We start from the raw sequence: 12,453 nt of genomic DNA, 5'->3' as shown, positions 1-12,453 counted from the left end.
TGCCGGGATCCGGCACCGCCTGAGCGGACCGGCGGCGGCACACCCGGTGCCGCCGCCGGTTCCCGTGCGCCGCCGCGACCCGTTCCGGGCGGGCCGAGACAGCAGGAATACCCCCCGGGCAGCGGGCCCCTCGTGGTGCCCTGATCCCGAAATCGAGGTCGTTCACGGGCTGGTCCCCGCGGGCCTCCGGCAGCAAGGAAAGACCCCCAGCTCGGTGGGGGTCTTCAGGAGTGTCCGAGGGGGGACTTGAACCCCCACGCCCGATAAAGGGCACTAGCACCTCAAGCTAGCGCGTCTGCCATTCCGCCACCCGGACAGGGTGTGTGCCGCCGGGCCGACCGGACCGTGGCAACGGGGGAAACCATAGCAAAGTCCGGGAGCCGGTGATCACCCGCCCCGGGAGCCGCAGACCTTGGGGCGTGGCCGGAGAGGGGGCAGGATGGGCGGACCCAGCGTGACCCCAGCATGAGGAGCGAGTGTGAGCCACCCGGACCGCAGCAGCACCGCGGAGCGCGAGGTCGTCGACCTCTGCCGTGATCTCATCCGGATCGACACCAGTAATTACGGTGACAGCTCCGGGCCCGGGGAGCGGGCGGCGGCCGAGTACGTCGCCGAGCAGCTCGCCGAGGTCGGACTCGAGCCGGAGATCTTCGAATCGCAGCCCGGCCGCGCCTCGACCGTCGCCCGCATCGAGGGTGCCGATCCCTCTCGTCCCGCGCTGCTCATCCACGGGCACACCGATGTCGTTCCCGCCAACGCGGCGGACTGGACGCACCACCCGTTCTCCGGGGAGATCGCCGACGGATGCGTGTGGGGCCGCGGCGCGGTCGACATGAAGGACATGGACGCGATGACCCTCGCGGTCGTCCGGGACCGGATGCGTACCGGCCGGAAGCCTCCGCGTGACATCGTGCTCGCCTTCCTGGCGGACGAGGAGGCCGGCGGTACCCACGGTGCGCGGTACCTGGTCGACAACCACCCCGGCCTGTTCGAGGGGGTGACCGAGGCGATCAGTGAGGTCGGCGGATTCTCCTTCACGGTGCACGAGAACCTGAGGCTGTACCTGGTCGAGACCGCGCAGAAGGGCATGCACTGGATGCGGCTCACGGTGGACGGCACGGCCGGCCACGGGTCGATGACCAACCACGACAACGCCGTCACCGAGCTGTGCGAGGCCGTCGGGCGGCTGGGCCGTCACAAGTTCCCCGTCCGGGTCACCAAGACCGTCCGGTCCTTCCTCGACGAGCTCTCCGACGCGCTCGGCACCGAGCTGGATCCGGAGGACATGGAGGAGACCCTCGCCAGGCTCGGCGGTATCGCGAAGATCATCGGCGCCACGCTGCAGAACACCGCGGCGCCGACGCAGCTGGATGCCGGATACAAGGTCAATGTGATCCCGGGGCAGGCCACCGCCCATGTGGACGGGCGCTTCCTGCCGGGGTACGAGGAGGAGTTCCTCGCCGACCTCGACCGGATTCTCGGTCCGCGGGTGCGGCGCGAGGACGTGCACGCGGACAAGGCCCTGGAGACCACCTTCGACGGGGATCTGGTCGCGGCCATGCAGTCCTCGCTGCAGGCCGAGGATCCGGTGGCCCGGGCCGTTCCGTACATGCTCTCCGGCGGCACCGACGCCAAGTCCTTCGACGACCTCGGCATCCGCAGCTTCGGGTTCGCACCACTCAAGCTGCCGCCGGAGCTGGACTTCGCCGGAATGTTCCACGGTGTCGACGAACGGGTTCCGGTGGACGGACTGCAGTTCGGGGTGCGGGTGCTGGACCGCTTCATCGAGCAGTCGTGAGCCTCAGCGAGCATGCGTACTGATGCACGACATTCACCGGGGAGGGTGAACCCTGTGGTGTGGTCGTAGCTTCGTCCCTCCGCCTTCGTTGGTCGTGGTGCGGTCCCCGGCTGGGATCGCGGTTGTCAATGAGGAGGAAGAATGATCAAGAAGGTCGTCGCCGTTGCGGCTGCCACCGGCGGTCTGGTGCTCGCGGGCGCCGGCGTCGCCGTCGCCGACGCGGGCGCCCAGGGAGCTGCTGTGAACTCCCCGGGCATTCTCTCCGGCAATCTCGTGCAGGCGCCGGTGCACGTGCCGCTGAACGACTGCGGCAACACCATCGGAGCGGGAGTGCTGAACCCCGCATTCGGCAACGCCTGCGTCAACTTCTGACGCGTCGCCCCACTTCACGAGGGCTTGACCACGGACGGTCCCGGAGTGCGTGCCTGCGCTCCGGGACCGCCCGGTTCTACGGCGGAGCAGGGCGCCCCGAGGGCCCGCTCCGCCTCCACGAGGCAACAAGGCAGGGGAACAACCATGCGACAGGTCACCAGAAAGGGCCTGATCTCCGTAGCCGCCGCCGGGGGCGTGCTCGCGATCACGGGCGGCACCGCGCACGCGGACTCCCAGGCGTACGGCAGCGCGGCCAACTCGCCGGGCGTACTGTCGGGGAACGTCATCCAGGCGCCGGTGCACGTGCCGGTGAACGTCTGCGGCAACACGGTCAACGTGATCGGTGCGCTCAGCCCGGCATTCGGGAACAACTGCGAGAACACCGGCGGTGGCGGTGACGCCGTGGAGCAGCCGTCCCAGGGGGGAGGCGCCACGGCTGAGGGGACGGCTCAGAACTCGCCGGGCATCGGCTCCGGCAACGTCATCCAGGCGCCGGTGCACGTGCCGGTGAACGTCTGCGGCAACTCCGTGGACGCTGCAGGTGCGCTCAACCCGGCGTACGGCAACTCCTGCGTCAACGAAGCGGGCCAGCCGACGCCGCCGACGCCGCCGACGCCGCCGGTCCCGGAGGTCCCTGAGGTCCCGGAGGTCCCGGAGGTCCCGGAGGTTCCTGAGGTCCCGGAAGTTCCCGAGACGCCGGAGGCTCCCGAGGTGCCGGAGGAGCCGACCGTACCCGGGGCTCCTGAGGAGTCCGAAGAGGCTCCTGAGGAGCCGCAGGAGGCGGCGGCCCCGGCCGCCGAGACCGGGGCGCAGCTGGCGCAGACCGGCGGATCCGAGCTGGGCGCCGCCCTGCCGATCGCGGCAGGTCTGCTGGTCGGCGGTGCCGTGCTCTACCGGCGTGCCCGGGCGGTCCAGCAGGGCTGATCGTCCCCGGTGTCCCTGTGGCGTGAGTCCGCGACCGGCGGGCGCACGCCACAGGCTGTCCGGGGCCGGTGCGGCGTCACCAGGTGGCCCGGACCTGACGGATGATCCGCCGTCTCAGGCGGACCCGTCGGCTGCCGTCGGGATACCGGCGAACCCGGGCCAATTCCCAGTGCCCGTACTCCGCATGGTCGGTCAGCAGACGCGTCGTGGCGGTGCGGGACACCCCCCGCGGAACGTACACATCGCGAAACTCGTATTCCGGCATCGCTCCCATTGTGCGGGCAAGGCCCGGAAGCCGATACCGTCTGAGGTATGTCTGATGCTGTGCAGCGCACCGCTGCCGAGGTCCGAGCCGCCGCCGAGGCGCTGAAGCAGGCGCTCGACCGGCACCTGGAAGCCGTGGAACGACGCGCTTCCACCGCCGATACCGACGTCGATGCCGCCGATCGGGCGGACGGCGAGGTGTTCACCGCGTTCAACGAGCTGGCTGCCGCCGGTGAGGTGTACGACGAACTGCTGTACGACGTCTACGACGAGGTCACCCCGTTCGAGGTGCCGGGCACCGACGCCACCACCGCGTACACGGGGCCCGAGGATCCGGAGACACTCAGCGTTCTCATCCGCCGTGACTACGCCGTGGTCGACCAGCGGCGGCTGCTCGCGCAGGCCGAACGTGTCACCGCGCTCGATCCGGAAAGCGCCGTGGACCAGCCCGGCGGCTCTGAGGCCGCCGGACACAGCATGTACGCCGCCCTCGGCGTGCTGTTCGGCGAGTTCGAGCCTGACGAGATCGCCACCCGGCACCAGGAGTTCGGCCTGGAGGAGGGCGACGCCACCACCTGGGTGGTGGCGAGCGAGGACCGGCCGGAGCCGGGGGAGTGGCTGGCCGCGCCGTTCGAGGGCATCGACCCGGAAAGCGTGGTGTGCCGGTTCGACGTCAGTGAGGCATTCGACGAGGAGGACCCGAAAAGCCCGCTCTGATCCGCCGCCCATGCCGCGGCCGGCGGAGCGCGGCCCCGGCTTCCCCGCACGTCGCGGATGTCCGGGGCCTGCCGGGCTCAGGGCGGGGGCAGCAGGGCGGGCAGGCGGGTCGTCCGGGCCGTTGACGCGGCCCCGGTGACCGCCCGGGCCAGCTCGGGCCCCACGCCCTGCACCACGGAGAGGTGCCGCTCGGCGCGGCTGAACGCGGTGTAGACCCAGGAGCGGTCCAGGGCCGGCCCGGCGTCCCCGGGAAGTACCACCACCACGGCCGGCCAGCGATGGCCGACGGCCTGGTGGGCGGTCAGCGCCCAGCCGTGCCGCACCGTTCCGGCTACCCGCTCCGGGGCCACGTTGATCTGCAGGCCCCCGCAGTCCAGCTGCAGCCCGGTGCTGTCCGCGCCGGTCACCGTGCCGGGCCGGAGATGACCGGGCGCGGGGGAGTAGCTGATCCGGTCCCCGGTGTCGAAGCCCCCGAACCGCCCCGGACCGGGGTTCAGCCGCTCCTTCAGCGCCGCGTTGAGAGCCCTGGTGCCCGCCGCGCCACCGTGCCCGGGGGTGATCACCGGGATGTCGCCGGCCGCGGCCCCGAAAGCCCGGGGAATCGACTCGGTCACCAGTTGCACCGTCCGGTGCACGGCCTCTCCCGGATCGCGCACGGGCACGGTGACGACCTCCTTCTCCGGCGCCTCGACCCGGTTCAGCTCCCCGACGGCGATCCCGGAGACGAGCTCCCCGACGGGACCGGGGTCAGGCGTGCGGGACACCACTCGCCGTGCGGCTCCGGAAGCGCGGACATCGGCCAGCACCTGGCCGGCTCCGGCCGACCCCAGCACGTGAGGGTCCCCGCTGAGCACCAGCCGGGCCTCATCGGGCAGCGATTCCACCAGGGCGGCAGCATCCTCGGCGGAGAGCTGAGGAGCGTCCAGCACGATCAGCAGGTCCAGAGCGAGCGCTCCCTCCTCGTCCCGCCCGGGGCCTTCCCGGCCGGCGAGCAGGCCGCTCACGGTCACCGCCGGGCAGGGTTCCTCCCCCTCTCCGGAGGAGAGAGCTGCCACGAGGCGGTGGCGCCCGTCCTCGGTGTGCGCGGCGGCACACGTCCGCAGGCCGAGCCGGCCGGCCGCGGTGGCCAGCGCGGCGGGCTCGGCCCGGGCGGCCTCCCCGCCGGTGTGCACCACCACAGGGCTGCCCGCAACCGTTCTGATCAGCTCGGCGGCGGACGGTGAGGGGGCAGCCTCGGCGGCCGCCTCCCAGGCCGCGGCGTTTTCCTCCGACGGAGGGGAGAAGGTACTGCGGAGCCGGGCCAGGCCGTCGGCGAGTGACTCCTCGGCCACGGCGTAGCGGTCGAGCCCCAGGAGCAGGCGCACAGACGGCCCGGCGGGCTCCTCCTGCCCGTCCGCCGTCTCCGGTCCCCCGGGGCCACCGGCCTCCGCGGCGCCGGGCAGCGGGTCCTGGAGTACCAGTACCGCCCCCGACTCGATCGCCTCGCGCACCGCGGCGTCGGGGTCCGGCACGGCGTGCTGAGCCAAGTCCCGGCTCACGGCCCCCGGCTCCACGGCGGTGTGGCCGGCCCGGGCCGCCCGTTCCAGCAGCCAGACGGTGAGTGCCTGTGCCCGCCGCGCGTCCCCCGGGCCGCACTCCGGGCCCAGCAGGGCCCGGGCAAAGGCATCCGCCTGCTCCGGCCGCACGCCGGCGACCGCCAGCAGCTGCCAGGGGTCGGAGCGCAGCAGCGCCTCGGCCTGCTCGCCCAGGGCTGCCGCGACCGCCCCGGCCAGCGACTCGGGCGCGCCGCCCGCGCTCAGCAGCGCGGGCAGTCCTTCGGGGACCGGCCCCGGGGCGGAGGGCCCGGAGACCGGCTGCGGGCGGGGGGGCGGCTCGGGACGGCTGAAGAAGGCCGCCGCGGGCTGCTCCCCGCTCTCCACTGCTCGTACCGCGGCACGCAACGCCTCGGCCCTGTCCTGTGAAGGCCCTGCCTCGGCGGGCCTTCCCGGGTCCCCGGGCGGGCCCTGCTCCTGCGCCACTGCCTGCTTGCGGGGGACGGCCGGCTCCGCACGCCCGGTGCCGGAGCCCGGTGCCGGTTCGCTCTCGGTGGTCACAGCGAGCTCCAGTCCTGGTCGGAATTGCGGTGCGCCGGGCGGACGTGTCGTCCGGCGCCGGGCGGATCTAGGGGGAAGACTAAGCTCCGCCACCGACAGGGGTCCTCCCGCTGGTCCGCGGTGCGCGCTCCGGGTGTCGGGGCACGTTGCCGGGCAGGTGCCCGTGCCCGGACGAGCACGTGCTGAGCCGGTGGCCGCGAGCCGCCCCGCAGGGTCGTGGGGGCCCGGGTCCGTTGAGCGCAGGCTCGGCCGCAGGCTAGAGTCCGGGGGACCACATAGGTTACCGATCGGTAGAAGAGGAGTCATCATGCGACTCGGGATCAATCTCGGCTACTGGGGTGCCGGGATGGACGCGGACAATCTCGCGGTCGCACAGGAGGCCGACCGGCTCGGCTACGCCGTGTGCTGGGCCGCCGAGGCCTACGGCTCCGACGCGCCGACGGTGCTGTCCTGGGTGGCCGCCCAGACCGAACGCATCGACGTCGGCGCCGCAATCCTCCAGATCCCGGCCCGGGCGCCGGCCATGACGGCGATGACCGCCGCCACCCTCGACTCGCTGTCCGGCGGCCGCTTCCGGCTCGGCCTCGGTGTCTCCGGACCTCAGGTGTCGGAAGGCTGGTACGGCGTGCGCTTCGACAAGCCGCTCGCCCGCACCCGTGAGTACGTCGAGATCGTCCGCAAGGCCATGTCCCGCGAGCGGCTCATCCACGAAGGGGAACACTGGACTCTGCCGCTGCCCGACGGTCCGGGAAAGCCCATCAAGCTCACCGTGCATCCGGTCCGGGAGCGGATCCCGCTGTACATCGCCGCCATCGGTCCGAAGAACCTGGAGCAGACCGGGGAGATCGCCGACGGCGCGTTGCTCGTCCTGTTCGCGCCGGAGCACGCTGAGGAGACCACTCTCGGATCGGTGCGGGCGGGCCGTGCCAAAGCAGGGCTGGACATGGACGGGTTCGATGTCGTGCCGACCGTGCCGATGGCCGTCGGTGACGACGTTCCGGCGATGGCCGACCATTTCCGGCCCTATACCGCCCTCTACCTCGGCGGTATGGGCAGCCGGAAGCAGAACTTCTACAACAAGCTCGCCCAGCGCATGGGATACGAGCAGGCGGCGGCCGAGATCCAGGAAAAGTACCTGGCGGGCGACAAGGACGGCGCGGCCGCGGCGGTGCCCCTGGAGTTCATCGACTCCACCACGCTGATCGGGCCGGTGGAGCGGATCGCCGACCGCATGCGGGCCTACGCCGAGGCCGGCGTGACCACCCTGTCCCTGGCTCCCGCCGGCTTCACCCTGGAGGAGCGGGTCGCCGGGCTGCGCGCGGGAGTCGAAGCGCTGGAGCGGGCCGGCCTGGCCTGACCCGGCTTCCCGGGCTGCTCGGGCGCCCGGAACACCAGACCCGTGGCGTGTCGGGACACCACTCGGCCACGGCCGTCACCCGGTGCCCCGCCCCGGGTCCCCGCGCGGTCGCGCGGCGGCCCGGGGGGCGCCCGGGCGGGGACCCGTAGGCTGAGGGGCATGCCCACTCTCCTGCTCGTCCGGCACGGCCGGACCGCCGCCAACTCCGCGGGTGTGCTCGCCGGGCGGACGCCCGGAGTCGGACTGGACGAGCTCGGGGCCGAACAGGCCGCCGCGCTTCCCGGCCGGCTGTCCGGAGTGCCGCTGGTTGCCGCCGCGCACAGTCCGTTGCAGCGCTGCCGGGAGACACTCGAGCCGCTGCGTGCCGCCCGTCCGGAGCTGCCGGTGCGGGCGGAGGACCGGATCGTGGAGTGCGACTACGGGGAGTGGACCGGCCGCAAGCTGGCCGAGCTGGCCGAGGAACCGCTGATGAGCACCGTCCAGCGGCAGCCGTCAGCCGCGGTTTTCCCGGGCGGTGAGTCGCTGCGCGCCATGCAGCACCGGGCAGTGGACGCCGCCCGCGAATGGGCCGGGAGGATCGAGCGCGACCACGGCCCCGACGCCCTGTGGCTGATGTGCACGCACGGCGACATCATCAAGTCGCTGGTGGCCGACGCCCTCGGTCTCCATCTCGACCTCTTCCAGCGCATTGCCGCGGGCCCGGCGTCGGTCACCGCGATCCGCTACACCACTGACCGGCCCTTCCTGCTGCGGCTCGGCGACACGGGGGAACTGGGCGGGCTCGCCCCGGACCTCGCAGGAGCCGTAACACCCGAGCGGGGAGACGCGGCCGTCGGCGGCGGCGCTTAGTGCCGTGCCGGTCGCCTTCGCCCGTGACGCCGGGCCCGGAGCCACGGCCCACGGAGACCGGTCGGCCATACCGTGCGGGTGCGGTGCCCGGCACCCGCAGTAGGGTGCCAGTGACTCAGTAATCGATCTCCAGGGAGCAGTACGTTGTCCCGTCAGGTCTACCTTTACGACCCTCCGGACCGGTTCGTCGCCGGAACCGTCGGGCTGCCTGGCCGCCGTACCTTCTTCCTGCAGGCATCCGACGCCGTCCGCACCACCAGCGTCGCCCTGGAGAAGGCACAGGTCGAGGCCCTCGCCGAGCGCATGGACGAGCTCCTGGACGAAGTCGTGCGCCGGTCCGGCGGAAGTACCACGGTGCCCGCCGTCGCGCCGGCCGAACTCACCGACACCGCTCCCCTCCAGACCCCCGTGGAGGAGGAGTTCAGGGTCGGGACCATGGCGCTCGCCTGGGACGGGGACGGGGAGCGCATGATCGTGGAGGCGCAGGCTCTGGTCGAGCTCGAGGCCGACTCCGAGGAGGAGTTCGCCGAGGCCGAGGAGCAACTCCTGCGGGACGACGAGAACGGCCCGCCGATGCTTCGGGTGCGCCTCAGCGGCACTATGGCCCGGGCCTTCGCCAAACGCGCTCAGGAAGTCGTGAACGCCGGACGGCCCCCGTGCCCGCTGTGCAGCCTGCCGCTCGACCCGGAGGGACACGTATGCCCGCGCCAGAACGGGTACCGCCGCGGACCGGCGTAACCGACGAGGAGCTCCTGACCCACGGAGAGCTGACGGTGCACGGGAGGATCCCCGACGCCTCCAACGCGGTGCTCTACGCCACTGTGGAGCTCGGCGGCCGATCCGCGCCCTGCGTCTACAAGCCTGTCGCGGGGGAGCGTCCGCTGTGGGACTTCCCCGACGGCTCACTGGCCCGGCGGGAGGTCGCCGCGCACACCGTCAGCCGGGCGCTGGGCTGGGACCTGGTGCCGCTCACGGTGCTGCGCGACGGCCCGCACGGGGAGGGGATGTGCCAGCTCTGGGTCGGACCCACCCCTGACGCGGACCCCGCGGAGGTGTCGGCCGCCCGGCAGGAGACCGAGGGGCTGCTGGCTCTGGTCGAGGGCGACGAGCCGGGGCCCGGATGGAAGGCGGTCGGGCACGCCCGGCTCGACGCCGGGCGGACCGCGCTGCTCGTGCACGCCGACGACCCGCGGCTGCGCCGGCTCGCCGCCCTGGACGCGGTGATCAACAACGCCGACCGCAAGGGGGGCCACCTCCTGCCGGGCCCGGACGGACGGCTGCACGCCATCGACCACGGTGTGACCTTTCACACCGAGAACAAGTTGCGCACTCTGTTGTGGGGGTGGGCGGGCGAGCCGCTGCCCGGGGCCGTTCTGGAAGCCCTGCGCGGCTTCGACGCCGCACTGGCCGCCGGACGCGCGCCGGCCGGCCGACTGGCCGCGCTGCTCAGCCCGGCCGAGCTGGCCGCGCTGCGGGGACGCACCGCCGGGTTGCTGGCCACCGGCCGTCACCCGCTTCCCGGTGGTGACTGGCCCGCCATTCCCTGGCCACCGGTCTGAGCCCGCGCGGTGCCGACGGTCCGGCCGGAGCGGTCCGGCACCGGGAAGGGCGCGGACCGGCAGGCGCCAGCCCGCGGTTTCCGGCCACACTGGCCGGTTCGGGCGGTGTCGATGTCACCGGGCCCGGCGGTTAGGCTCGGGGCATGCATGCCTGGCCAGCCTCCGAGGTCCCCGCCCTGCCCGGCGAGGGGCCTGACCTCCGGATTCATGACACCGCGACGGACGGGCGGGTCACCCTGAACCCCGGCTCCGTCGCCCGGCTCTATGTGTGCGGCATCACGCCGTACGACGCCACCCACATGGGGCATGCGGCCACCTTCACCGCGTTCGACCTCGTGCAGCGGGTGTGGCTCGACACTCAGCGCCAGGTCGTCTACGTGCAGAACGTCACCGATATCGACGATCCGCTGCTGCAGCGGGCCGTCGCCACCGGTGAGGACTGGACAGCGCTCGCGGAACGGGAGACCGCGCTGTTCCGCGAGGACATGACCGCACTGCGCATGCTCCCCCCGCGGCACTTCATCGGAGCGGTGGAGTCGATACCGCGGATTGTGCCGGCGGTCGAGCGGCTCCGGGAGCTGGGAGCGGCCTACGAGGTCGACGGTGACATCTACTTCTCCGTGGAGGCCGACGCGCACTTCGGGGAGGTCTCCGGTTACGACCAGGAGATGATGCGGCTGCTCTCCGCGGAGCGGGGCGGTGACCCCGACCGCCCCGGCAAGAAGAACCCCCTCGACCCCATGCTCTGGACGGCGGCCCGGGCGGGCGAACCGTCCTGGGACGGCGGGTCGCTCGGCCGCGGTCGCCCCGGCTGGCACATCGAGTGCGTGGCCATCGCGCTGGAGTACCTCGGCATGGGCTTCGAGATCCAGGGCGGCGGATCCGACCTCGTGTTCCCGCACCACGAAATGGGTGCCTCGCACGCCCGGACGCTGACGGACGAGGCCCCCTTCGCGCAGTCCTACGTGCACGCCGGGATGGTCGCCTACCAGGGCGAGAAGATGTCCAAGTCCAAGGGGAACCTGGTCCTCGTCTCCGCGCTGCGCCGGGCGGGCACCGATCCGGCCGCCATCCGGCTGGCGCTGCTCGCCCACCACTACCGGGCCGACTGGGAGTGGACCGATGACGTACTGGAGGAGGCGGTCCGGAGGCTCGGGAGGTGGCGGGCAGCCGTCTCCCGTCCGGACGGGCCGTCGGCCGACGGCCTGCTGGCCGAGATCCGCGCGGCGCTGGCCGACGATCTCGATGCCCCGGCGGCACTCGCCGCGTTCGACCGCTGGGCGGCCCTCCAGCAACGTGCCGGGGGCCAGGACCCCGGAGCTCCCGGTGTCGCGTCCCGGGCGGCTGACGCCCTGCTCGGCGTGGCGCTCTGAGAACGGGGCCGGGCCGGAGTCTCCCGGCCCGGCCCCGCCCCTCAGTCCGGCCTTCCGCCGTCGCCGGCATCCGGGGAGCCCGGTGCGTCCGGCGGGTCGGCATCACCGCCCGGCGCCTGCCGGTACGGCCGGGCATGCCCGGCCTCGGCGTCCCGGTCCCGAGCTTCCCGCAGTGACGAGGACGGCGCCCCGCCCGGGCCCGGAGCGTCGCCCCGTCGCCGCAGATACCGTTCGAACTCCTTGGCGATGGCCTCGCCGGAGGCCTCCGGCAGCTCCGCGGTGTCCCGGGCCTCCTCCAGGGACTGGACGTACTCGGCGACCTCGCTGTCCTCGGCGGCCAACTGGTCCACTCCGACCTGCCAGGCGCGGGCGTCCTCCCCGAGGTCCCCGAGCGGCACCGGCATCTTGAGCAGGTCCTCCAGGGAGTGCAGCAGCGCGAGTGAGGCCTTGGGATTGGGGGGCTGGGAGACGTAGTGCGGAACGGCGGCCCACAGGCTCACCGCGGGGAAGCCGGCATGGGCACAGGCCTCCTGCAGGATGCCCACGATCCCGGTGGGGCCCTCGTACCGGGATTCCTCCAGGTTCATGGTGCGGGCCAGGCCGTCGTCGGAGGTCACGCTGGTGACGGGCACCGGCCGGGTGTGCGGGGTGTCCCCGAGCAGCGCGCCCAGGACCACGACCATCTCGACGCCCAGCTCATGGGCGAAGGCCAGGATCTCGTTGCAGAACGACCGCCAGCGCATGCTCGGCTCGATGCCGCGCACCAGCACCAGGTCACGGGCCCGGCCCCCGCCGTCCTCGGCGCTGATCCGCACCACGGACAGCCGGGTGGTCGGCCAGGTCACCCGGCGGCTGCCGCCGTCCAGCCACATGGTCGGGCGGTTGACCTGGAAGTCGTAGTAGTCCTCCGCGTCCAGCGCAGCGAAGACCTCGGCCTTCCATTCCCGCTCGAGATGTGCGACCGCGGCGGAGGCGGCGTCACCGGCATCGTTCCAGCCTTCGAACGCGGCCACCATGACCGGGTCGACCAGCTCGGGAACACCCTCGAGCTCGATCACCCAGTGCCTCCTTCCGGCCGGACGGAGCGGTTCTCCGGCCCGGCTGCTGTATCTGTTCCGTGCGGAGCCAAGCCTACGGCGTGACCGTG

At 72.8% G+C, this 12,453-nt stretch carries 12 protein-coding genes and 1 tRNA gene; 9 read left to right on the top strand and 4 right to left on the bottom strand.

Going from position 1 to position 12,453, the window contains the following annotated elements; genetic code table 11:
• Window positions 1-231: 231 nt before the first annotated feature.
• A tRNA-Leu gene (locus tag PJ985_RS15910) sits at window positions 232-316 on the bottom strand.
• Between the two features lie 162 nt (window positions 317-478).
• On the opposite strand from PJ985_RS15910, the gene PJ985_RS15905 reads away from it, so the two are divergent.
• The 3 genes from PJ985_RS15905 to PJ985_RS15895 all read left to right on the top strand — a co-directional run bounded on the left by PJ985_RS15905 (window position 479) and on the right by PJ985_RS15895 (window position 3,094).
• Window positions 479-1,798: a M20/M25/M40 family metallo-hydrolase gene (locus tag PJ985_RS15905; RefSeq protein ID WP_271684420.1), complete on the top strand. Its 1,320-nt coding sequence runs from the start codon at window positions 479-481 to the stop codon at window positions 1,796-1,798.
• Between the two features lie 141 nt (window positions 1,799-1,939).
• Window positions 1,940-2,170, top strand: coding sequence for a chaplin (locus tag PJ985_RS15900; RefSeq protein ID WP_271684419.1), 231 nt, complete (start codon window positions 1,940-1,942; stop codon window positions 2,168-2,170).
• A gap of 144 nt (window positions 2,171-2,314) precedes the next feature.
• Window positions 2,315-3,094, top strand: a complete 780-nt coding sequence (locus PJ985_RS15895; RefSeq protein ID WP_271684418.1) for a chaplin — start codon at window positions 2,315-2,317, stop codon at window positions 3,092-3,094.
• Between the two features lie 76 nt (window positions 3,095-3,170).
• Here PJ985_RS15895 and PJ985_RS15890 read toward each other — a convergent pair whose 3' ends face one another.
• Window positions 3,171-3,359, bottom strand: a complete 189-nt coding sequence (locus tag PJ985_RS15890; RefSeq protein WP_271684417.1) for a DUF5703 family protein — start codon at window positions 3,357-3,359, stop codon at window positions 3,171-3,173.
• A 47-nt stretch (window positions 3,360-3,406) separates the two neighbouring features.
• On the opposite strand from PJ985_RS15890, the gene PJ985_RS15885 reads away from it, so the two are divergent.
• Entirely contained in the window at window positions 3,407-4,075 is a 669-nt protein-coding gene (locus tag PJ985_RS15885; protein WP_271684416.1) for a hypothetical protein, read from the top strand.
• 77 nt (window positions 4,076-4,152) lie between these two features.
• Here the strand turns inward: PJ985_RS15885 and PJ985_RS15880 are convergent, their stop codons facing one another.
• Window positions 4,153-6,411 carry a helix-hairpin-helix domain-containing protein gene (locus PJ985_RS15880; RefSeq protein ID WP_443033498.1) on the bottom strand — a complete coding sequence of 753 codons (2,259 nt, stop codon included), beginning with the start codon at window positions 6,409-6,411 and terminating at the stop codon, window positions 4,153-4,155.
• Window positions 6,412-6,475: 64 nt separating this feature from the next.
• Between PJ985_RS15880 and PJ985_RS15875 the strand changes: the two genes are divergently transcribed.
• From PJ985_RS15875 to mshC, 5 genes are all read left to right on the top strand, one after another.
• Entirely contained in the window at window positions 6,476-7,525 is a 1,050-nt protein-coding gene (locus tag PJ985_RS15875) for an LLM class F420-dependent oxidoreductase (RefSeq protein WP_271684414.1), read from the top strand.
• Between the two features lie 159 nt (window positions 7,526-7,684).
• Window positions 7,685-8,374, top strand: a complete 690-nt coding sequence (locus PJ985_RS15870; protein WP_271684413.1) for a histidine phosphatase family protein — start codon at window positions 7,685-7,687, stop codon at window positions 8,372-8,374.
• A gap of 144 nt (window positions 8,375-8,518) precedes the next feature.
• The gene (locus PJ985_RS15865) at window positions 8,519-9,112 is read left to right on the top strand and encodes a DUF3090 domain-containing protein (protein WP_271684412.1); all 594 of its coding nucleotides are present in this window, start codon (window positions 8,519-8,521) and stop codon (window positions 9,110-9,112) included.
• Entirely contained in the window at window positions 9,073-9,933 is an 861-nt protein-coding gene (locus PJ985_RS15860; RefSeq protein ID WP_271684411.1) for an SCO1664 family protein, read from the top strand. The genes PJ985_RS15865 and PJ985_RS15860 overlap by 40 nt, the downstream gene beginning before the upstream one ends.
• A 143-nt stretch (window positions 9,934-10,076) precedes the next feature.
• Window positions 10,077-11,306, top strand: coding sequence for a cysteine--1-D-myo-inosityl 2-amino-2-deoxy-alpha-D-glucopyranoside ligase (gene mshC / locus PJ985_RS15855; RefSeq protein ID WP_271684410.1), 1,230 nt, complete (start codon window positions 10,077-10,079; stop codon window positions 11,304-11,306).
• A 41-nt stretch (window positions 11,307-11,347) separates the two neighbouring features.
• Here mshC and PJ985_RS15850 read toward each other — a convergent pair whose 3' ends face one another.
• Window positions 11,348-12,364, bottom strand: a complete 1,017-nt coding sequence (locus tag PJ985_RS15850) for a PAC2 family protein (RefSeq protein ID WP_271684409.1) — start codon at window positions 12,362-12,364, stop codon at window positions 11,348-11,350.
• Window positions 12,365-12,453: the final 89 nt, after the last annotated feature.

Source organism: Streptomyces sp. ACA25, assembly GCF_028200735.1.
GTDB lineage: Bacteria > Actinomycetota > Actinomycetes > Streptomycetales > Streptomycetaceae > Streptomyces.
Note: the sequence above shows the minus strand (reverse complement) of the source record. Positions and strands in the feature narration are given on the sequence as shown.

What these genes read in the sequence shown, in the direction of transcription:
- PJ985_RS15900 (WP_271684419.1), top strand. Translation starts at nt 1,940, where the DNA reads ATGATCAAGAAGGTCGTCGCCGTTGCGGCTGCCACCGGCGGTCTGGTG.
- PJ985_RS15895 (WP_271684418.1), top strand. Translation starts at nt 2,315, where the DNA reads ATGCGACAGGTCACCAGAAAGGGCCTGATCTCCGTAGCCGCCGCCGGG.
- PJ985_RS15890 (WP_271684417.1), bottom strand. Translation starts at nt 3,359, where the DNA reads ATGCCGGAATACGAGTTTCGCGATGTGTACGTTCCGCGGGGGGTGTCC.
- PJ985_RS15885 (WP_271684416.1), top strand. Translation starts at nt 3,407, where the DNA reads ATGTCTGATGCTGTGCAGCGCACCGCTGCCGAGGTCCGAGCCGCCGCC.
- PJ985_RS15875 (WP_271684414.1), top strand. Translation starts at nt 6,476, where the DNA reads ATGCGACTCGGGATCAATCTCGGCTACTGGGGTGCCGGGATGGACGCG.
- PJ985_RS15870 (WP_271684413.1), top strand. Translation starts at nt 7,685, where the DNA reads ATGCCCACTCTCCTGCTCGTCCGGCACGGCCGGACCGCCGCCAACTCC.
- PJ985_RS15860 (WP_271684411.1), top strand. Translation starts at nt 9,073, where the DNA reads ATGCCCGCGCCAGAACGGGTACCGCCGCGGACCGGCGTAACCGACGAG.
- mshC (WP_271684410.1), top strand. Translation starts at nt 10,077, where the DNA reads ATGCATGCCTGGCCAGCCTCCGAGGTCCCCGCCCTGCCCGGCGAGGGG.